The following is a 19,107-nucleotide window of genomic DNA, read 5'->3' as shown; positions in this document are numbered from 1 at the left end:
CCCTATAATGCGCGCCGGTTTTTGGGGTAATGGTCATGAGTACAGAAGATCCGCGGTTTGCAGGCATCGCCCGTTTGTATGGCATCGAAGGCCTGGCGCGTTTGCGCGCGGCGCATGTGGCGATCGTCGGCGTCGGTGGCGTCGGTTCCTGGGCGGCGGAAGCCATGGCCCGTTGTGGCGTCGGCGAGATTTCGCTGTTCGACTTAGATGACGTCTGCGTCAGCAACGCCAATCGCCAGTTGCACGCGCTGGACAGCACCGTCGGCAAACCCAAGGTCGAGGTGATGGCCGAGCGTCTGCGCGGGATCAACCCGGATTGCACCGTGCACGCGGTCGCCGACTTCGTCACCCGCGACACGATGGCCGAATACATCACGCCAAATATTGATTGCGTGATCGACTGCATCGACGCGGTCAACGCCAAGGCGGCGCTGATCGCCTGGTGCAAGCGCCGCAAGATCCAGATCATCACCACGGGTGGCGCGGGCGGGCAGATCGATCCGACGCTGATTCAGGTGTGCGACCTCAACCGCACGTTTAACGACCCGTTGGCCTCGAAAGTGCGTTCGACGTTGCGTCGTGATTATGGCTTTTCGCGCACTGTGACCCGCCATTACAGCGTGCCGTGTGTGTTTTCTACGGAGCAACTGCGTTATCCGAAGCCGGATGGCAGCATTTGTTTGCAGAAGAGTTTCGTTGGCGATGGGGTGAAGTTGGACTGCGCGGGTGGGTTTGGCGCGGTGATGATGGTCACGGCGACGTTTGGCATGGTTGCGGCGACCAAGGCTGTGGACAAGATTGTCGCGGGTGTTCGGCGCCCGGCGGAGCGGGTCAAACCTCAGGTTTGATGCTGGGGCTTATGGCCTCATCGCGAGCAGGCTCACTCCTACAATTGGAATGCATTCCCCTGTAGGAGTTGTCGAGTGAAACGAGGCTGCGATCTTTTGATCCTGTTTTCAAGATCAAAAGATCGCAGCCTGCGGCAGCTCCTACAGGGTGGAGGCCAGCTCATTCATTCGCTGGAGCACGGCATTCAGGCCATTGCTGCGCGAGGGCGATAGCTGGCGCGAAAGGCCGAGCTGATTGAACCAGTCCGGCAGATCAACTTGCTGCAACTCAGCCGCCGATAAGCCGTTAACCCGCAACAGCAACAACGCCACCAACCCGCGAATCATCCGTGCATCGCTGCTGGCGCTGAATTGCCAGTGACCGTCACGCAAATCCCCCACCAGCCACACTTGGCTCTCACAGCCATGTACTCGGTTGGCCTCGCACTTGTCCGCGTCATCCAGTGGCGGCAGACGATCACCAAACTGCATCAACAACCGCGCCCGCTGTTCCCAGCCAGCGGCATTCTGAAAAGTCTGTAGTGCCTCGGCAGCCTCGACCGGCAAGCTCATCGCAACAGCTCCAGCGCCTGATCCAGCGCTTCAAAGAACCGTTCCAGATCCTCGGAATCGTTGTACAACGCCAGCGACACCCGAATCGCCCCGGCCAGCTCGAAGCTTTTCAGCAACGGCATCGCGCAATGATGCCCGGCGCGCACGGCAATGCCTTGTTCGGTCAGCAAGTGCGCCAGATCGGCGTTATGCACACCTTCGACGACAAAACTCGCCAGCGCCAATTGCGGCTTGCCGAGCAGGCGAATGCCATTACGAGCGGCGAGGCCACGCAGCAGATAGTCATGCAGCGCGGCTTCATGGGCCGACACTGCGTCCTGATCGAGCCCGGCCAGATAATCGAGCGTCGCGCCGAGGCCGATCACACTGGCAATCGGCGGCGTGCCCGCTTCAAAACCCAATGGCGCCGGGCGGAAACGAGCGTCGTGGTAGTTGGCTTCCAGCACCATTTCGCCGCCAAACTGCCAAGGCTTCAATTGCTCAAGCGCAGCATTACGTCCGAACAACACACCAAGGCCATCCGGCCCATAGAGTTTGTGGCTGGAAAACACATAAAAGTCGCAACCCAGCGCCTGCACATCGTGCCGACCATGAACCACGCCTTGCGCGCCATCGACCACGGTCAACGCGTTCTGCGCCTTGGCCATGCCCAGCAGCGCCGGCAATGGCTGCCATGCGCCGAGCACGTTGGACAACTGACTGACCGCCAGCAATCGCGTGCGCGGGCCAATCAAATGCACAGCCGCAGCGAGGTCGATCAAGCCGTCGGCATCCAGCGGCAAAATCACCAGTTTCAGGTTGCGCCGTTGTGCCAGTTGCTGCCACGGCAGCAGGTTGGCGTGATGCTCCAGGGCGCTGATGACAATTTCATCGCCCGGGTGGAAAAGATGTTCCAGGCCATAGGCCAGGAGATTCAGCGCACTGGTGGCGCCGTGGGTGAAGATGATTTGTCCGTTGTCACCGGCATTCAGCCACTGGGCGACCTTCAGCCGACTGTCCTCGAACGCCTGCGTGGCATGGGCGCCGGGCAGGTGTTGCGCACGATGCACATTGGCCGCGCCGTTGGCGTAGTAATGCGTCAGCGCGTCGAGCAGGGCTAGGGGTTTTTGCGTGGTGGCGGCGTTGTCCAGATAGGTCTGGTCTTGCCGTTGCAGCGCGGCGATGGCCGGGAAATCGGCACGCCAGGGGGAGGGAATCATCACAGTTTTTAGCCCTGGTGAAGAGGGGCGGGATGTACGCCAGACCCTGTAGGAGTGAGCCTGCTCGCGATGGCGTCTGTGAGGGCGCTAAAAGCATCGCGAGCAGGCTCACTCCTACAATGGATCGTCTAACGTTTAGTTGTGAGCGTGCAGCGCTTCGTTCAGTTCGATCGCCGATTTGTGGGTTTTGCATTCCACTGCGCCGGTTTCCGAATTGCGACGGAACAGCAAGTCAGTCTGACCGGCCAGCTCACGCGCCTTCACGACTTTAACCAGATTGTTGTTTTCGTCGAGCAGCGCCACCTTGGTGCCGGCGGTCACGTACAGGCCCGACTCCACAGTGTTGCGGTCGCCCAACGGAATACCGATACCGGCGTTGGCGCCGATCAGGCAGCCTTCGCCGACCTTGATGACGATGTTGCCGCCGCCCGACAAGGTGCCCATGGTCGAGCAACCGCCGCCCAGATCGGAACCTTTGCCGACGAATACGCCAGCGGAAACGCGGCCTTCGATCATGCCCGGGCCTTCGGTGCCGGCGTTGAAGTTGATGAAACCTTCGTGCATCACGGTGGTGCCTTCACCGACGTAAGCGCCCAGACGCAGACGTGCCGCGTCAGCGATACGCACGCCGGCCGGAACCACGTAGTCGGTCATTTTCGGGAACTTGTCTACCGAGAATACTTCCAGCAGGTCGCCACGCAGGCGGGCTTCCAGTTGCAGTTCGGCCAGTTCGCTCAGGTCGATGGCGCCCTGGCTGGTCCAGGCAACGTTCGGCAGCAAAGGGAAGATCCCGGCCAGGCTCACGCCGTGCGGCTTGACCAGACGGTGCGACAGCAGGTGCAGCTTGAGGTAAGCCTCAGGCGTCGAGGTCAGTTGTGCATCTTCGGCCAACAGGGTGGCGACCAGCGGCTTGTGGCTCTCGGCCAGACGGGTCAGCAGCTTGCCTTGTACGGCGTCGATGCCTTTCACGGCTTCAGCCAGTTGCGCCGCCTGAGCGGTGGTGAAGGTGATGGCCTGGTTGCCTTCGGTGTAACCGAGGATCGGCGCGACAGCGGCGACCAGTTCGGCCGATGGGTTGAGCAGTGGCTGTGCGTAGAACACTTCCAGCCACGCGCCTTGACGGTTCTGAGTGCCGACACCAAAGGCGATGCTGAACAGGGAATTGGACATGTAAATACACCTCTACAAAGAGTGACGGGCTGCTTACTTCAGAGCGGCCGCGTAGATATCTGGCTTGAAGCCAATCAGGGTTCGGTCACCGAGATCGAGCACCGGGCGCTTGATCATCGAGGGTTGAGCGAGCATCAGCTCAATGGCTTTCGACTGGTCGAGATCGGCTTTGCGTTCGTCGTCGAGTTTGCGAAAGGTCGTGCCTGCGCGGTTCAACACCGTTTGCCAGCCGTGTTCGTCACACCATTGGGTCAGGTGCTCACGGTCGATACCGGCGGTCTTGTAGTCGTGAAAGTCGTAGCTGACAGCGTGTTCATCAAGCCAGGTGCGCGCCTTTTTCATGGTGTCGCAGGCTTTGATGCCGAAAAGGTGCAACGTTTTACTTGAAACGGTCAAGGAATTGCCCCCTTTACAGGTGCTGGAGAAAAATGGTGACGGATTATGCCATGACCCTTCGGCGAATACGCAAAACCCTGTAGGAGCTGTCGAGTGAAACGAGGCTGCGATCTTTTGATTGTGTCTTCAAAGATCAAAAGAACGCAGCGTGCCGCAGCTCCTACACATTGTTTTGCGGACATCAGTTGGGGCGTGTGCGACATAGGTGCAAACGCCAGACGCATGCTAAGCGGCTAATATGGCAGTTCAACGCTGTCGATTGTCTGAGATTTCCGCTTTATGCAAACTGCTTATACCGTCCTGATCCTGCTGATGCTGGTCAGCGTTTCGCGTCTGGTCGGACGGGTCATTCCGCTGCCGCTGCCTTTGGTGCAAATCGCCGCCGGTGCCTTGCTGGCCTGGCCGACGCTGGGTCTGCACGTCGCCCTCGACCCCGAACTCTTCCTGTTTCTGTTCCTGCCGCCGCTGCTGTTTTCCGATGGCTGGCGCATGCCCAAACGCGAATTCTGGCATCTGCGCGGGCCGATTTTGACGCTGGCGGTCGGGTTAGTGCTGTTCACCGTGGTCGGTGCCGGCTATTTCATTCACTGGTTATTGCCGGCGATTCCGTTGCCGGTGGCTTTCGCCCTGGCCGCTGTGCTGTCACCGACCGACGCCGTGGCGGTTTCGGCAATTTCGCAGAATCGCTTGCCGACGCCGCTGATGCACATCCTGCAGGGCGAGGCGTTGATGAACGATGCCTCGGGTCTGGTGACGTTCAAGTTCGCTTTGGCCGCCGCGATCACCGGGGTGTTCTCGCTGACCAACGCCAGCCTGACCTTCGTCGTGGTGGCGCTCGGTGGTCTGGCGGTCGGCGTGGCGTTGAGTTGGCTGGTCGGGCGTTTGCGTGCGTGGATGATCGCGCGCGGCTGGGACGATCCGGCGACCCACGTGGTGTTCATGTTGCTGCTGCCGTTCGCTGCTTATGTATTGGCTGAACGCCTTGGCGTGTCGGGGATTCTTTCGGCGGTGGCGGCAGGGATGATGCAGAGCTGGCTCGACTTGTTGCCACGCCAGACCAGCACCCGCCTGCTCAATCGCAGCGTCTGGTCACTGTTGGAATTCGCCTTCAACGGCTTGATTTTCCTGCTGCTCGGTCTGCAATTGCCGGACATCATCAAAGCCGTGGTCAGCCACGAACCGACGTTGTGGCCGACATTGTTCTATCGCTGCCTCGACGTCGTGGCGATTTTCCTCGCGTTGGTATTGCTGCGGTTTATCTGGGTGCAGAGCATCTGGCGTTTGTCAGTGTTGCTGCGGCGTTTGCGCGGTAAAGGCGAGCTGACTCAAGTGCCGACCGCGCGTTCCTGCTGGCTGCTGACCGTCGGCGGTGTGCGCGGAGCGGTGACGCTGGCGGGTGTGATGTCGGTGCCGATGCTGATGGGCTCGGAGGCATTTCCCGAGCGCGATCTGCTGATCTTCATCGCCGCCGGGGTGATTCTGCTCTCGCTGATTTCGGCGTGCATCGCGCTGCCGCTGTTACTGCGCGGCATCGAAAAGAGCCCGGACGACAAGCGCCGGCAGGAAGTCCGCGATGCCTGGCGCAAAACCGCCGAAGCGGCGATTCACTCTCTGGAAACTGAAGAGTTACCGCCGCAAGATGCTGCACAAGCAGCGCTGGCGGCAGAACTCAAGGCGCGGATCATGTCCGAATATCGCCATCAACTTGACGTGTTCAACGACTCCGCCGAAGCGCAGGCGATGGCGTTTCAGATGGATCTGCTGGAGCGGCGTTTACGTTTGAAGGCGCTGCGAGCGCAGCGCCTCGAACTCTATAGTCTCAGCCGTCATCACCAGATTGGTGATGACGTGTTACGTGAAGTGTTGGGTGAACTTGATTTGAGCGAGGCAAATCTGGGACAGGTGAAATAACCAGGCCCGGGTTTACACCGGGCAGGGGTAAGCCTTCGCCATGAAGGCTTTATCTTTTTCGCTGAGCTCCAGATTAAGAAAGTTCTGAAAATCGCCTGTGGTCCAGGATTGGTAGATGACGTAGTGCATGATCGACTTGCGGTCGTAGTCCGAGCAAATGCTGTCTTCGGTGGCTGCCCGATCAAGATACTCACGGTGTAGCCATTGGCGCTTCCTGTTCGCCTCGTAGTTATCCTCATCAGGATTATCGGTAATGCCGTGTCTTTCGTAGATGGCGGGCACATTCCATGGAATTGCGGCTGCCGGGTGGATCTGTTCGTGTTCCGCACCCAGCATATGGCCGAACTCATGCATCACATTCGCGGCGAAATAACGCGCGTGAATGGCCGGGTGAGGCCAGAGCTGCATCGTCGCTGTATGGGTATTGAGTAATGCGTCAGTGCCAATATTGGACGAGAAAACGCCATCGTTGCTAAGTATGCGGATATCCCCCTCGACACCCTCAACGAAATCAAACTTCAAGTTGATGTGCGGCAACCAATTGCTGGCTGCCGCGATGGTCGCGTCTTTGAACTCTTGCGTGCCATTGAGGAAGGCGATACGAAGAATACGGCCGGGAGTCCACAGTTTCGATGGATTTTTTTTAGCCCACATCAGTAATGCACTCCACACGAATTTGTCTGGGACAGGGCGGGGGCGTAAGTTGAATTGAATAACATGGTTTAACTTCCTTGTTTTTGCGAGATTGCTTATTGGGGATAGAGCAAGCTCATCATCTTGATGTCTTTCTTGCTGATCTCGCGATTGATCGGGTTCTCCCAGTCGCCTAAAGTCAAATCGTTAGATACCGGATGATGCATGATCGATTTACGGTCGTACTCGGTGTAAATCGCTTCGAGGGTGTTGAATGGCGTGAACAGGTTGAAGTCCACTTGCTCCGGGGTCAGCGGCCCCATCTCGCGGTTCTGGTAATAGTCGTACACTTTCGGTTTGTCCCAAGGGATGTCGGCCTGCGGGTGCTGGTGTTCGTGCATGGCGCCCAGAGCATGGCCAAACTCGTGGGTGACAATGGTTTCAAAGTCTTCATGATCCGGTTTGACGCCCAGGTTCATCGTTGGCCAATCCGGATGAATCAGCAGCGCGTCTGTGCCGAGCATGGAACTGTTGTAATTATTCTTTGTGGCGATGCGAATATCACCTTGCAGGTCATCGACAAACTCGAAACTCAGATTAACGTACGGAATCCAGCGAACAGCTGCCTCCATGATTTTGCGTTTGTGATCAGGATCGACGTCGTCGATGAAAGCGATGGTCAGCGTTCGACCATTGGCCCACAGTTTTGAATAGTTGATCAGCGAGCGTTTGCGTCGACCGCCGCTGGCGGAAGTTACGTTCGCCGGATTCTCTTTAATGGCCGCCTCATAAGCAGCGAGATCATCCGGCCACTGTAGGAGTTTGCAATCCTGGAGATCATTCATCTTTATCTTCTTCCCTGAAGTTGTAATTAATGTTGAATTTTATGCGATGAAATTCGCGACTCAAGAGTAAGTCGTGAGGGCCGAAAGAGGGAGTGATCAGTTGTTTTGAAGTGTAACTTGCAAGCCAAGTTACCGTGCCAGATTGCCTGGCACGGTTTTCAGCTATTTATTTCTGACGGGTAAAAAACGCACGAATTCGTTCCGCCGCTTCAACACATTCAGCCAACGGCGCAACCAGCGCCATACGCACACGGCCGGCACCCGGATTAACGCCATCGACATCACGGGACAGATAAGAACCCGGCACGACAGTGACATGCTCTTGTTCGAACAAATCACGGCAGAACGCCGCGTCATCACCGTTCACATTCGGCCACAAATAAAAGCTGCCATCCGGACGCTGCACGTCCATCACCGGGCTGAGAATTTCCAGTACCGCGTCAAACTTCTCACGGTACAGCGCACGGTTGGCGCGCACGTGTTCTTCGTCGTTCCACGCGGCAACGCTGGCCAGTTGCGTTTGCACCGGCATCGCGCAGCCGTGATAGGTGCGGTACAGCAGAAAGCCTTTGAGGATGTCGGCATCGCCAGCAACAAAACCGGAGCGCAGGCCTGGCAGGTTCGAGCGCTTGGACAGGCTGTGGAAGACCACGCAACGTTTGAAATCCTTGCGGCCCAGTTCAACGCAAGCGGTGAGCAGGCCGGGCGGTGGTATTTGTTCGTCGAAGTACAGCTCGCTGTAGCACTCGTCCGCAGCAATCACGAAATCGTATTCGTCGGCCAGGGCGATGAGTTTTTTCAGCACATCGACCGGGATCAGCGCACCGGTCGGGTTACCCGGCGAGCACAGGAACAGGATCTGGCAGCGCTTCCAGATGTCCGGCGACACCGCGTCGAAATCCGGGTTGAAGCCATTTTCGTCGAGGCATGGCAGGTAGTGCGGCTTGGCCCCGGCAAGGAACGCGGCGCCTTCATAGATTTGATAGAACGGGTTCGGGCTGACGACCAAAGCATCATCGCCGCGATTGACCACGGTCTGAGTGAAGGCGAACAGCGCTTCCCGGGTGCCGTTGACCGGCAGCACGTTGCGCGCCGGATCAATCCAGCCGCTCGGCACGCCAAAACGCCGCTCGCACCAGCCGGCGATGGCTTCGCGCAGGGCCGGGATGCCCAAGGTGGTCGGATAGACCGCCATCTGATCCAGACTGTTCGCCAGTGCTTCGGCGACAAAACCTGGCGAGCGGTGTTTCGGCTCGCCAATCGACAGGGCGATCGGGCGTTTGTCCGGGTTCGGCGTGACGGTGCCGAGCAGGGCACGGAGCTTCTCGAACGGGTAGGGCTGGAGCTGGTTCAGAGCTTTGTTCATTGGGGCCTCGTTGAATGTGGGAGGGATTGCCTCAATACCCGCCATCCACAAAACCTGTAGGAGTGAGCCTGCTCGCGATGAGCAAGGCTCATTCAATATCCATGCAACTGATGAACCGCTATCGCGAGCAGGCTCACTCCTACAAGGGGTTTGTTGAACAGGCTGGTATCGGAGTCTTCCTTCCCACAGGAGTAATAGTTACTTCAATTCAAATACTGATACGCGAAAGCTTGATATCCGGTTCCTGATTGACGCTCAACTGCTCAACAATCGCGTCCTGCAAGCGGCTGCACAGCAGCGGATCGGAGAGCGGCTGGTTGTGCGCATCAGTGATAAAGAACACGTCTTCCACCCGCTCGCCCAAGGTCGCAATCTTGGCGTTCTGCAGCGACAGGTCGAACTCGAGGAAAATCCCGCCGATCCGCGCCAGCAGGCCCGGTCGATCCGGTGCGGTCAACTCCAGCACAGTCACCGGGCGCTGCGCATCGTTGTGGATCGTCACTTGCGGTGCAAAGGCGAAATGCTTGAGCTGGCGCGGTACCCGGCGCTGAATGATCGTCGGGTAATCGTCGGGGTTGCGCAGCGCTTCGGTCAGGCCTTCACGGATCTGTTTGACCCGCGTCAGGTTGTCGCCGATGGACTCGCCCTCGTTATCGAGCACGATGTAAGTGTCGAGGGTGAACTGGCTGCTGGAGGTGATAACCCGCGCGTCATGAATGTTCAGGTTGAGCTGATCCATCGCCGCCACGGTCACCGCGAAGAAGTCGTGCTGGTCCGGTGCATAAATGAAGATCTGCGTGCCGCCCTCGAACTCGCGCTGGGTGGTTTCCTTGATCAACACCAGCGGCCCGCCATCGACCGGTTGCTGCAGGATCGCATCACTGTGCCAGGCCACGTCGCCAGCGGTATGGCGCAAGAAATAGTCATCGCCCAACTGCGCCCACAACTGCTCGACATCGTCCGGGTCGGTGCCGCCGCGCACCAGAATATCCAGTGCGGCGCTCTGGGTCTGGCGGATCTGTTCTTCGCGATCGACCGGGTTTTCCAGGCCACGACGCAAAGCGCGCTTGGTTTCGGTGTAGAGCTGGCGCAACAGACTGGCGCGCCACGAATTCCACAGCGTCGGGTTGGTTGCGTTGATGTCGGCCACGGTCAGCACGTACAGATAGTCGAGGCGGGTTTCGTCGCCGACAGCCTGAGCGAAATCGTGGATCACCTGTGGATCGGACAAGTCCTTGCGTTGGGCGGTGGTCGACATCACCAGATGGTTCTGCACCAGCCAGACGATCAGGCGGCTGTCCCACACCGGCAACTGGTGGCGCTGGCAGAACGCTTCGGCATCGACCGCGCCGATCTCCGAGTGATCGCCATGCCGGCCCTTGCCGATGTCGTGGTACAGACCGGCCATGTAGATAAGTTCGGGTTTGGGCAGCTTGGCCATGAGCTTGGCGGCCAGCGGGAATTTTTCCGAGACCTGCGTGTACTGCAATTTGCGCAGGTGCTTGATCAGGTTCAGCGTGTGCGCATCGACGGTATAAATGTGGAACAGGTCGTGCTGCATTTGCCCGACGATGAAACCGAACTCCGGCAGATAACGCCCGAGAATGCCGTATCGGTTCATCCGGCGCAGGTTGCGGTGGATGCCGATCTTGCACTTGAACAGTTCGATGAACAGGCTGGTGTTGCGTATGTCGTTGCGGAAGTTGTCGTCGATCAGATGACGGTGCTCGCGCAGCAGGCGAATGGTGTCGGCGCGCACGCCTTTGATTGCCGGCTGCTGGGCCATCAGCACGAAGATTTCGAGCATGGCGAATGGCGTGCGGCGGAACACGTTGTCGTTGCGCGCTTCGATGTAACCGTCATGCAGTTGAAAGCGTGCATTGATCGGCTGTGGCGGCGCTTCGTCTTCCGGCGCGAGGATGACTTCTTCGAAGTGCTGGATGATCAGGTCGCTGAGCTGGGCAATGCTCATTACTACGCGGAAATACTGTTGCATGAAGTTTTCGACGGCCTGTTTGGCGTCGTCACCTTCAAACCCGAGCAGCCCGGCAATGGTGCGCTGATGGTCGAACAGCAAGCGGTCTTCGGAACGGCCCGCGAGCATGTGCAGGGCGTAACGCACTTTCCAGAGGAATTCCTGGGAGGAGGCGAGCAGGGCGTTTTCGCTCTCAACGAGGAAACCTTCGCCAGCGAGGGCGCGCAGGTTCAGCGTGCCGTATTGGCGACGCGCAACCCACAGAATCGTCTGAATATCCCGCAGGCCGCCGGGGGAGCCTTTGACGTTGGGTTCCAGGTTGTATTCGGTGTCGTTGTATTTGTGGTGGCGGGCCTTCTGCTCGGCGCGCTTGGCCAGGAAGAACTCCTTGGCCGGCCACATGTGGGCGGTGCTGGTGACGTCGAGCATGCGCTGGCGCAGATGCTCGGGGCCGCAAATGGTGCGGCTTTCCATCAGGTTAGTGACCACGGTCAGGTCGGCGCGGGCCTCTTGGGCGCATTCATCGACCGAGCGCACGCTCTGGCCGACTTCCAGGCCGATGTCCCACAGCAAGGTGAGAAACCGTTCGATGGAATCGCGGAAAACTTCGTGGTCGGCGCTGTCCAGCAGGATCAGCAGGTCGATGTCGGAATACGGGTGCAGCTCACCGCGACCATAGCCGCCGACCGCGACCAGCGCGATGTCGGCGTCTTCGCTCCAGTTGAACTGCTCCCAGGCCTTTTGCAGGATGTTGTCGACGAACCAGGCACGGTCTTCGATCAGGCGGCGAATGTCGCGGCCTTGGCGAAAACGCGTGTCGAGAACCTCGCGAGCCTGACGGATCGCCTTCTTGAACGCCGCGATAGGACTCGCTTTCAGGGCCAGTTCAGCCTGGAACTGGCCGCGGTCGAAGAGTTCGGGATCCACCTGCGGCATCGATTGGCTTTCCTTCTATAGGGCTGGGAGCGTTTGCTGGATCAGGCCGAGATGCGCGCGATAGTGTCGTCGGCGCGCAGGGTGAAGATCTCGTAGCCGGTGTCGGTGACCAGCAGGGTGTGTTCCCACTGTGCCGACAGCTTGCGGTCTTTGGTGATCGCGGTCCAACCGTCGCCCAATACTTTGGTGTCGGCTTTGCCCTGGTTGATCATCGGCTCGATGGTAAAGGTCATGCCAGCCTTCAGCTCCATGCCGGTGCCGGCGCGGCCGTAGTGGAGGATCTGCGGCTCTTCGTGGAAAACCTTGCCGATACCGTGACCGCAGAATTCGCGGACCACCGAGAAGCCGTTCTTTTCAGCGTGCTTCTGGATGACTTCGCCGATGTCGCCGAGGCGGCAGCCAGGTTTGACGATTTCGATCGCCTTGTACATGCATTCCTGGGTGATCTGCGACAGACGTTCAGCCCAGACCGGCACTTCGCCGACGTGGAACATGCGGCTGGTGTCGCCGTGGTAGCCGTCTTTGATCACGGTCACATCGATGTTCAGGGTGTCGCCATTTTTCAGCGGCTTGTCGTTCGGGATACCGTGGCAAACCACGTGGTTGATCGAAGTGCAGATCGACTTCGGGTAACCCTTGTAGTTGAGCGGCGCAGGGATGGCTTGCTGCACATTGACGATGTAGTCGTGGCAGATCTGGTTCAGCTCATCGGTGGTAACGCCCGGTTTGACATGTTCGGCAATCATTTCCAGCACATCGGCGGCCAGTTTGCCGGCGACACGCATGCCAGCGATGTCCTCGGGGGTTTTGAGGTTGACGGTCATACAGGCTCTCTCTGCGCTCGGCGGCGCTTGCTGATACGAATAGGGTGGCAGGTGTGCGTTTTGCGACCCTGAAAAACGCGATTCTAACAGACGCACGGCGCAAATCCGCGCCTGCGTGCATCGCTTCTCTCTATACAATGGTGCCCCTGAAGCCGATTCCAAGGGGGCTGCGCCCATGTCCTTGGTGCGAATACAGATTTCGTGTTCCGTTTCTGCGCACCCTGTGGTATAAAATGCGCCGCTTTCCGGGGATACCCCGAAAGGCTTAAATCCACACACGTGTCGACACGATGACCTGGGTGCTTTTGGCTTTATGCCACTGGTTGGTCATTGGGATACGTGGAGGCCAAACCCGACTTATTAAGGAACTATCATGTCCCAAGTCAATATGCGCGATATGCTGAAGGCCGGTGTGCACTTCGGTCACCAAACCCGTTACTGGAATCCGAAAATGGGTAAGTACATTTTCGGCGCGCGTAACAAGATTCACATCATCAACCTTGAAAAAACCCTGCCAATGTTCAACGAAGCTCTGACTTTCGTAGAGCGTCTGGCCCAGGGCAAAAACAAGATTCTGTTCGTCGGCACCAAGCGTTCCGCTGGCAAGATCGTTGCTGAAGAAGCAGCACGTTGTGGTTCGCCGTACGTCGATCACCGCTGGTTGGGCGGCATGCTGACCAACTTCAAAACCATTCGTGCTTCCATCAAGCGTCTGCGTGACCTTGAAGTTCAAGCCGAAGACGGTACTTTCGCCAAGCTGACCAAGAAAGAAGCGCTGATGCGCTCCCGTGATCTTGAGAAGCTGGATCGTTCGCTGGGCGGCATCAAGGACATGGGCGGTCTGCCAGACGCACTGTTCGTGATCGACGTTGACCACGAGCGCATCGCGATCACCGAAGCCAACAAGCTGGGCATCCCGGTTATCGGCGTTGTCGATACCAACAGCAGCCCGGAAGGCGTTGACTACATCATCCCAGGTAACGATGACGCAATCCGCGCTATCCAGCTGTACATGGGTTCGATGGCTGACGCTGTTATCCGTGGTCGCAACAATGTTGGCGGCGGCACTGTAGAATTCGCAGCTGAAGAAGCTCCGGCAGCTGCAGCTGAGTAATTAACGCCCTGGCGTTGACTCAGTAAGCAAAAAGGGGGCTTGGCCCCCTTTTTGCCACCTCGAAAACCAATTGTTGGCGCCCACTTGTGGCAGCGCCCGCCCTGTATTTGTAACGTGCAGCGGCTACAAACGGGTTCGGGAAGAATTGAACGCCCGTTCGATCGGGTGGAATGGTTGAAAACCTATCCAAGAGGAATTTGAAAATGGCAGCAATTACTGCAGCGTTGGTTAAAGAACTGCGTGAGCGTACTGGCGAAGGCATGATGGACTGCAAGAAAGCCCTGGAAAAGGCTGACGGCGACATCGAAAAAGCCATTGATGACATGCGTGCTTCGGGCGCAATCAAGGCTGCCAAAAAAGCAGGCAACGTAGCTGCTGAAGGCGCGATCGCTCTGAAAGAAGACGGCAAATCTGCTGTTCTGCTGGAAGTGAACTCGCAGACCGACTTCCTGGCTCTGCAGGATGACTTCAAGGCATTCGTTGCTGAAAGCATTGAAAAAGCCTTCGCTGACAAGCTGACTGATGTTGCTCCGCTGATCGAAGCCCAAGAAGCTGCTCGCCTGGTACTGGTCGGCAAGGTTGGCGAAAACGTCAACATCCGTCGTCTGGTTCGCGTAGAAGGCGACGTTGTTGGTGGCTACCTGCACGGCAACAAGATCGGTGTTGCAGTTGTTCTGAAAGGCGGCAACGTTGAACTGGCCAAAGACATCGCTATGCACGTAGCGGCCAGCAACCCTGAGTTCCTGCTGCCATCGGAAGTTTCGGCTGAAGCGATCGAGCGCGAAAAAGCTGTGTTCCTGCAGCTGAACGAAGAAAAAATCAAAGGCAAGCCAGAAAACATTGTTGAAAATATGGTCAAAGGCCGTATCAGCAAGTTCCTGGCCGAAGCAAGCCTGGTTGAGCAGGCGTTCGTCAAGAACCCTGAAATCAAGGTTGGCGAACTGGCCAAGAAAGCCGGTGCTGAAATCGTTTCCTTCACTTACTTCAAAGTAGGCGAAGGCATCGAGAAGCCGGTCGACAACTTCGCTGAAGAAGTTGCTGCCCAGCTGGCTGCCGCCAAGCAATAAGACAGTTTTCAACTGTCGCCCGAAAGAGGCTGCCCGCTCACGCGCGCAGCCTCTTTTCAGATGGGGGAGCCAATTTTTTATTGGTTTCCACTTGGAACTGACTTACAAAGCCATGTTCCGATGGCGCTGAAGCAGCGCCAAGCTAGAGTGAACGCCAGCTGTAAACAGCTCGCAAAGAATTTTTTAATACGCCGCAGGAGAGATTCGCAATGGCTCAGCAGGGCAGTGGTTATCAGGCTCGCTATAAACGCATTCTACTCAAGCTTAGCGGCGAGGCCCTGATGGGCTCGGAAGAGTTCGGGATCGATCCGAAAGTACTGGATCGCATGGCGCTGGAAGTCGGCCAACTGGTCGGCATCGGCGTTCAGGTCGGTCTGGTGATCGGTGGCGGCAACCTGTTCCGTGGCGAAGCCCTGAGCAAAGCCGGTATGGATCGGGTCACAGGCGACCACATGGGCATGCTGGCCACTGTGATGAACGCCCTGGCCATGCGCGATGCGCTGGAACGTGCCAATATCTCGGCCATCGTCATGTCGGCCATTTCCATGGTTGGCGTGACCGATCACTACGATCGCCGCAAAGCCATGCGTCACCTGAACTCCAAAGACGTCGTGATCTTCGCGGCCGGTACCGGCAATCCGTTCTTCACCACGGATTCGGCAGCCTGCCTGCGTGCAATCGAAATCGACGCCGACGTCGTGCTGAAAGCGACCAAGGTTGATGGCGTTTACACCGCAGACCCGTTCAAAGACCCGCATGCCGAGAAGTTCGATCATCTGACTTATGATGAAGTACTGGATCGCAAGCTGGGCGTGATGGATCTGACCGCTATCTGCCTGTGCCGCGACCACAAGATGCCGTTGCGCGTATTCAATATGAACAAGCCTGGTGCCCTGCTGAACATCGTCCATGGCGGCGCTGAAGGCACCCTGATCGAGGAAGGTCAACAATGATCAACGAAATCAAAAAAGACGCTCAAGAGCGCATGCAAAAATCCCTGGACTCTCTGTCCCATGCTTTTGGCCAGATTCGTACCGGCAAGGCTCACCCAAGCATTCTGGGCAGCGTGATGGTGCCGTACTACGGCGCAGACACCTCCATCACTCAAGTGGCCAACATCACTGTGAAGGACTCGCGCACCCTGCAAGTCGTTGCCTTCGAGCGCAACATGCTCGCGGCAGTCGATAAGGCAATCCAGAGCGCTGGCCTGAACCTCAACCCGACCAACCTGGGCGAGTTGTTGTTGATCTCCATGCCTGCCCTGACTGAAGAAACCCGCAAGGGCTTCACCAAGCAGGCGCGCAGTGCCGCCGAAGATGCTCGTGTTGCCGTGCGCAACATTCGTCGTGACGCCTTGGGCGAGCTGAAGAAGCTGGTCAAGGACAAAGAAATCAGCGAAGACGAAGAGCGTCGTGCTGCTGCCGATATCCAGAAGCTGACCGACAAGGCCGAAGCTGATATCGATACAGCTACCAAGCAAAAAGAAGCGGATCTGATGGCCGTATAAGGGTCGAGTTTTTAATGGACAAGACCAAGCAGACTGCGCCGTCCGCGGTGCCGCGCCATGTCGCGATCATCATGGATGGTAACAATCGCTGGGCTAAAAAACGCTTTATGCCAGGTGTCGCCGGGCATAAAGCGGGCGTGGATGCTGTGCGGGCAGTGATCGAGGTGTGCGCTGAGGCCAAGGTCGAAGTGCTGACCTTGTTCGCCTTCTCCAGTGAAAACTGGCAGCGTCCGGCCGATGAAGTCAGTGCCTTGATGGATCTGTTCTTCAAGGCGCTGCGTCGTGAGGCCAAGCGCCTCAACGACAACAACATCAGCCTGCGCATCATTGGTGATCGTTCGCGCTTTCATCCTGAGCTTCAGGCCGCCATGCGTGAAGCTGAAACGATGACGGCAGGTGCCAATCGCTTCATTCTGCAGATCGCCGCCAATTACGGCGGTCAGTGGGATATCGCGCAAGCTGCACAGCGTCTGGCGCGTGAAGTCCAGGCCGGGCATCTGCGCCCGGAAGACATCACTCCTGATCTGTTGCAAACCTGTCTGGCCACCGGCGATCTGCCGCTGCCGGACCTGTGCATTCGCACGGGTGGCGAACATCGCATCAGCAACTTCCTGCTTTGGCAGTTGGCTTACGCCGAGTTGTATTTCTCCGACCTGTTCTGGCCGGACTTCAAACACGATGCCATGCGCAATGCGCTGGCCGATTTCGCTTCGCGTCAGCGTCGCTTCGGTAAAACGAGTGAACAGGTCGAAGCTGGAGCCCGGGTTTAATGCTTAAACAACGAATCATCACTGCGCTGATCCTGCTGCCGATCGCCTTGTGCGGTTTTTTCCTGCTCGAAGGTTCGGGTTTTGCCCTGTTCATCGGTCTGGTCGTGAGCCTGGGTGCCTGGGAATGGGCGCGTCTGGCGGGCTTTACCGCACAATCGTTCCGCGTCGGCTATGCCGCGGTCGTCGCATTGATGTTGTTCGTCATGTATGTGCTGCCAGGCCTGGCGCCTTGGGTGCTGGGGGCTTCGGTGCTCTGGTGGGCGGTGGCGACGTACCTGGTACTGACCTATCCGCGTTCCAGCGAACATTGGTCCACGGCTGCCACCAAATTGGTCATTGGCTTGCTGATTCTCTTGCCCGCCTGGCAGGGTCTGGTACAGATCAAGCAGTATCCGCTGGGTAACTGGCTGATCATGGCGGTCATGGTGCTGGTGTGGGGCGCGGACATTGGCGCCTATTTCTCTGGCCGAAAATTCGGCAAGCGCAAACTGGCGCCCCAAGTCAGTCCGGGTAAAAGCTGGGAAGGCGTTTATGGCGGTCTGGCATTGAGTCTGGTGATCACTGCCGTCGTCGGGCTGGTGCGTGACTGGACGGTTGTCGAATTGCTCAAAGGCTTGATTGGCGCCGCGCTGATCGTTTTCATCTCCGTTGTCGGCGACCTGACTGAAAGCATGTTCAAACGTCAGTCCGGCATCAAGGACAGCAGTAATCTGCTGCCGGGTCATGGTGGTGTTCTGGATCGCATCGATAGCTTGACCGCCGCCATCCCCGTCTTCGCTGTATTGCTGTGGATGGCTGCGCCGTGAGTCGTCCTCAACAGATTACCGTTCTTGGGGCGACTGGCTCGATTGGCCTGAGCACGCTCGACGTCATTGCTCGTCATCCTGAGCGTTATCAAGTTTTCGCCTTGAGTGGTTTCACTCGCCTGAGTGAGTTGCTGGCCCTTTGCGTGCGTCACGTGCCGCAGTTTGCAGTGGTGCCGGAAGCGATTGCCGCGCGTGGTCTGCAGGACGACTTGCGTGCTGCCGGCTTGCCGACCCGTGTTCTGGTGGGGGAGGAGGGCTTGTGTCAGGTCGCCTCTGCTCCGGAAGTCGATGCGGTCATGGCGGCGATTGTTGGCGCTGCGGGCCTGCGTCCGACGCTGGCTGCGGTCGAGGCGGGCAAGAAAATCCTGCTGGCCAATAAGGAGGCGCTGGTAATGTCCGGCGCCTTGTTCATGCAAGCCGTGCGCAAGAGTGGTTCGGTCCTGCTGCCGATCGACAGCGAACACAATGCGATTTTCCAGTGCATGCCACAGGATTTCGCCCGTGGCTTGAGCTCGGTGGGCGTGCGACGGATCTTGCTGACAGCCTCTGGCGGCCCCTTCCGGCAGACGCCGATGGCTGAGCTGGCGCATGTTTCACCTGATCAGGCCTGTGCGCACCCGAACTGGTCCATGGGGCGCAAGATCTCCGTGGATTCAGCCAGCATGATGAATAAAGGGCTTGAGTTGATCGAGGCCTGCTGGTTGTTCGATGCAAAGCCTGCGCAGGTCGAGGTGGTGATCCATCCGCAGAGTGTGATCCACTCGTTGGTCGATTACGTCGATGGCTCGGTGCTGGCGCAGTTGGGCAACCCTGATATGCGCACGCCGATCGCCAATGCCCTGGCCTGGCCCGAGCGCATCGATTCGGGTGTGGCGCCGCTGGATCTGTTTGCGGTCGCGCGGCTGGACTTCGAAGCCCCGGATGAACAGCGTTTTCCTTGCTTGCGTCTGGCCCGTCAAGCGGCTGAAGCGGGCGACAGCGCGCCGGCGATGTTGAATGCGGCCAATGAAGTGGCGGTGGCAGCGTTTCTCGATGGGCGGGTTCGCTACCTGGAAATCGCGAGTATCATCGAAGAAGTCTTGAGTCTTGAGCCGGTTGTTGCGCTGGATGATCTCGATGCGGTGTTTACCGCCGACGCAAAAGCCCGGATTCTGGCAGAGCAATGGCTGAGCCGGCACGGCCGATAGA

At 58.1% G+C, this 19,107-nt stretch carries 18 protein-coding genes; 9 read left to right on the top strand and 9 right to left on the bottom strand.

The window, feature by feature from the left end; translation table 11 throughout:
* Window positions 1-29 precede the first annotated feature (29 nt).
* A complete protein-coding gene (tcdA, locus tag ACZZ0B_RS20400) occupies window positions 30-848 on the top strand; it encodes a tRNA cyclic N6-threonylcarbamoyladenosine(37) synthase TcdA (protein WP_008078446.1) in 819 nt (272 codons plus the stop codon).
* A 141-nt stretch (window positions 849-989) separates the two neighbouring features.
* On the opposite strand, the gene ACZZ0B_RS20395 is transcribed toward tcdA, so the two are convergent.
* From ACZZ0B_RS20395 to ACZZ0B_RS20380, 4 genes are all read right to left on the bottom strand, one after another.
* On the bottom strand, window positions 990-1,400 hold the full coding sequence (locus tag ACZZ0B_RS20395) for a SufE family protein (protein ID WP_463546102.1): 411 nt from the start codon (window positions 1,398-1,400) through the stop codon (window positions 990-992).
* Window positions 1,397-2,602 carry an aminotransferase class V-fold PLP-dependent enzyme gene (locus ACZZ0B_RS20390; RefSeq protein ID WP_463546101.1) on the bottom strand — a complete coding sequence of 402 codons (1,206 nt, stop codon included), beginning with the start codon at window positions 2,600-2,602 and terminating at the stop codon, window positions 1,397-1,399. The genes ACZZ0B_RS20395 and ACZZ0B_RS20390 overlap by 4 nt, the downstream gene beginning before the upstream one ends.
* A 132-nt stretch (window positions 2,603-2,734) precedes the next feature.
* A complete protein-coding gene (gene dapD, locus ACZZ0B_RS20385) occupies window positions 2,735-3,769 on the bottom strand; it encodes a 2,3,4,5-tetrahydropyridine-2,6-dicarboxylate N-succinyltransferase (protein WP_008078452.1) in 1,035 nt (344 codons plus the stop codon).
* A gap of 33 nt (window positions 3,770-3,802) precedes the next feature.
* Window positions 3,803-4,165 carry an ArsC family reductase gene (locus ACZZ0B_RS20380; protein WP_003222107.1) on the bottom strand — a complete coding sequence of 121 codons (363 nt, stop codon included), beginning with the start codon at window positions 4,163-4,165 and terminating at the stop codon, window positions 3,803-3,805.
* Between the two features lie 279 nt (window positions 4,166-4,444).
* Here ACZZ0B_RS20380 and ACZZ0B_RS20375 point away from each other — a divergent pair, with 279 nt between their 5' ends.
* Window positions 4,445-6,076, top strand: coding sequence for a Na+/H+ antiporter (locus tag ACZZ0B_RS20375; RefSeq protein WP_008081687.1), 1,632 nt, complete (start codon window positions 4,445-4,447; stop codon window positions 6,074-6,076).
* A gap of 12 nt (window positions 6,077-6,088) precedes the next feature.
* Here the strand turns inward: ACZZ0B_RS20375 and ACZZ0B_RS20370 are convergent, their stop codons facing one another.
* From ACZZ0B_RS20370 to map, 5 genes are all read right to left on the bottom strand, one after another.
* On the bottom strand, window positions 6,089-6,730 hold the full coding sequence (locus ACZZ0B_RS20370) for a zinc metalloprotease (RefSeq protein WP_008081688.1): 642 nt from the start codon (window positions 6,728-6,730) through the stop codon (window positions 6,089-6,091).
* Between the two features lie 95 nt (window positions 6,731-6,825).
* A complete protein-coding gene (locus tag ACZZ0B_RS20365; protein ID WP_008081689.1) occupies window positions 6,826-7,554 on the bottom strand; it encodes a M12 family metallopeptidase in 729 nt (242 codons plus the stop codon).
* Between the two features lie 166 nt (window positions 7,555-7,720).
* A complete protein-coding gene (dapC, locus tag ACZZ0B_RS20360; RefSeq protein ID WP_463546100.1) occupies window positions 7,721-8,920 on the bottom strand; it encodes a succinyldiaminopimelate transaminase in 1,200 nt (399 codons plus the stop codon).
* Window positions 8,921-9,128: 208 nt separating this feature from the next.
* Window positions 9,129-11,831 (bottom strand): [protein-PII] uridylyltransferase, encoded by a 2,703-nt coding sequence (locus ACZZ0B_RS20355; protein ID WP_463546099.1) that lies wholly within the window; start codon window positions 11,829-11,831, stop codon window positions 9,129-9,131.
* Window positions 11,832-11,872: 41 nt separating this feature from the next.
* Window positions 11,873-12,655, bottom strand: a complete 783-nt coding sequence (gene map / locus ACZZ0B_RS20350) for a type I methionyl aminopeptidase (protein WP_008081693.1) — start codon at window positions 12,653-12,655, stop codon at window positions 11,873-11,875.
* Between the two features lie 373 nt (window positions 12,656-13,028).
* Between map and rpsB the strand changes: the two genes are divergently transcribed.
* From rpsB to ispC, 7 genes are all read left to right on the top strand, one after another.
* On the top strand, window positions 13,029-13,769 hold the full coding sequence (gene rpsB / locus ACZZ0B_RS20345; RefSeq protein WP_008081695.1) for a 30S ribosomal protein S2: 741 nt from the start codon (window positions 13,029-13,031) through the stop codon (window positions 13,767-13,769).
* A 203-nt stretch (window positions 13,770-13,972) separates the two neighbouring features.
* Complete coding sequence (tsf, locus tag ACZZ0B_RS20340; protein ID WP_007908856.1) at window positions 13,973-14,836, top strand: translation elongation factor Ts; 864 nt, start codon at window positions 13,973-13,975, stop codon at window positions 14,834-14,836.
* A 209-nt stretch (window positions 14,837-15,045) separates the two neighbouring features.
* Window positions 15,046-15,789 (top strand): UMP kinase, encoded by a 744-nt coding sequence (gene pyrH / locus ACZZ0B_RS20335; protein WP_003222124.1) that lies wholly within the window; start codon window positions 15,046-15,048, stop codon window positions 15,787-15,789.
* Window positions 15,786-16,343 (top strand): ribosome recycling factor, encoded by a 558-nt coding sequence (frr, locus tag ACZZ0B_RS20330; RefSeq protein ID WP_008081697.1) that lies wholly within the window; start codon window positions 15,786-15,788, stop codon window positions 16,341-16,343. The genes pyrH and frr overlap by 4 nt, the downstream gene beginning before the upstream one ends.
* A gap of 14 nt (window positions 16,344-16,357) precedes the next feature.
* Window positions 16,358-17,113 (top strand): polyprenyl diphosphate synthase, encoded by a 756-nt coding sequence (uppS, locus tag ACZZ0B_RS20325; RefSeq protein ID WP_008081700.1) that lies wholly within the window; start codon window positions 16,358-16,360, stop codon window positions 17,111-17,113.
* Complete coding sequence (locus ACZZ0B_RS20320; RefSeq protein ID WP_463546098.1) at window positions 17,113-17,919, top strand: phosphatidate cytidylyltransferase; 807 nt, start codon at window positions 17,113-17,115, stop codon at window positions 17,917-17,919. Before uppS ends, ACZZ0B_RS20320 begins: the two co-directional genes overlap by 1 nt.
* Complete coding sequence (gene ispC, locus ACZZ0B_RS20315) at window positions 17,916-19,106, top strand: 1-deoxy-D-xylulose-5-phosphate reductoisomerase (protein WP_008081704.1); 1,191 nt, start codon at window positions 17,916-17,918, stop codon at window positions 19,104-19,106. The genes ACZZ0B_RS20320 and ispC overlap by 4 nt, the downstream gene beginning before the upstream one ends.
* Window position 19,107: the final 1 nt, after the last annotated feature.

The organism is Pseudomonas sp. AC247, from assembly GCF_979258015.1.
This window is presented reverse-complemented; position numbering and strand designations above follow the sequence as displayed.

What these genes read in the sequence shown, in the direction of transcription:
- tcdA (WP_008078446.1), top strand. Translation starts at nt 30, where the DNA reads ATGGTCATGAGTACAGAAGATCCGCGGTTTGCAGGCATCGCCCGTTTG.
- ACZZ0B_RS20395 (WP_463546102.1), bottom strand. Translation starts at nt 1,400, where the DNA reads ATGAGCTTGCCGGTCGAGGCTGCCGAGGCACTACAGACTTTTCAGAAT.
- dapD (WP_008078452.1), bottom strand. Translation starts at nt 3,769, where the DNA reads ATGTCCAATTCCCTGTTCAGCATCGCCTTTGGTGTCGGCACTCAGAAC.
- ACZZ0B_RS20375 (WP_008081687.1), top strand. Translation starts at nt 4,445, where the DNA reads ATGCAAACTGCTTATACCGTCCTGATCCTGCTGATGCTGGTCAGCGTT.
- ACZZ0B_RS20370 (WP_008081688.1), bottom strand. Translation starts at nt 6,730, where the DNA reads ATGTGGGCTAAAAAAAATCCATCGAAACTGTGGACTCCCGGCCGTATT.
- ACZZ0B_RS20365 (WP_008081689.1), bottom strand. Translation starts at nt 7,554, where the DNA reads ATGAATGATCTCCAGGATTGCAAACTCCTACAGTGGCCGGATGATCTC.
- dapC (WP_463546100.1), bottom strand. Translation starts at nt 8,920, where the DNA reads ATGAACAAAGCTCTGAACCAGCTCCAGCCCTACCCGTTCGAGAAGCTC.
- ACZZ0B_RS20355 (WP_463546099.1), bottom strand. Translation starts at nt 11,831, where the DNA reads ATGCCGCAGGTGGATCCCGAACTCTTCGACCGCGGCCAGTTCCAGGCT.
- map (WP_008081693.1), bottom strand. Translation starts at nt 12,655, where the DNA reads ATGACCGTCAACCTCAAAACCCCCGAGGACATCGCTGGCATGCGTGTC.
- rpsB (WP_008081695.1), top strand. Translation starts at nt 13,029, where the DNA reads ATGTCCCAAGTCAATATGCGCGATATGCTGAAGGCCGGTGTGCACTTC.
- tsf (WP_007908856.1), top strand. Translation starts at nt 13,973, where the DNA reads ATGGCAGCAATTACTGCAGCGTTGGTTAAAGAACTGCGTGAGCGTACT.
- pyrH (WP_003222124.1), top strand. Translation starts at nt 15,046, where the DNA reads ATGGCTCAGCAGGGCAGTGGTTATCAGGCTCGCTATAAACGCATTCTA.
- frr (WP_008081697.1), top strand. Translation starts at nt 15,786, where the DNA reads ATGATCAACGAAATCAAAAAAGACGCTCAAGAGCGCATGCAAAAATCC.
- uppS (WP_008081700.1), top strand. Translation starts at nt 16,358, where the DNA reads ATGGACAAGACCAAGCAGACTGCGCCGTCCGCGGTGCCGCGCCATGTC.
- ACZZ0B_RS20320 (WP_463546098.1), top strand. Translation starts at nt 17,113, where the DNA reads ATGCTTAAACAACGAATCATCACTGCGCTGATCCTGCTGCCGATCGCC.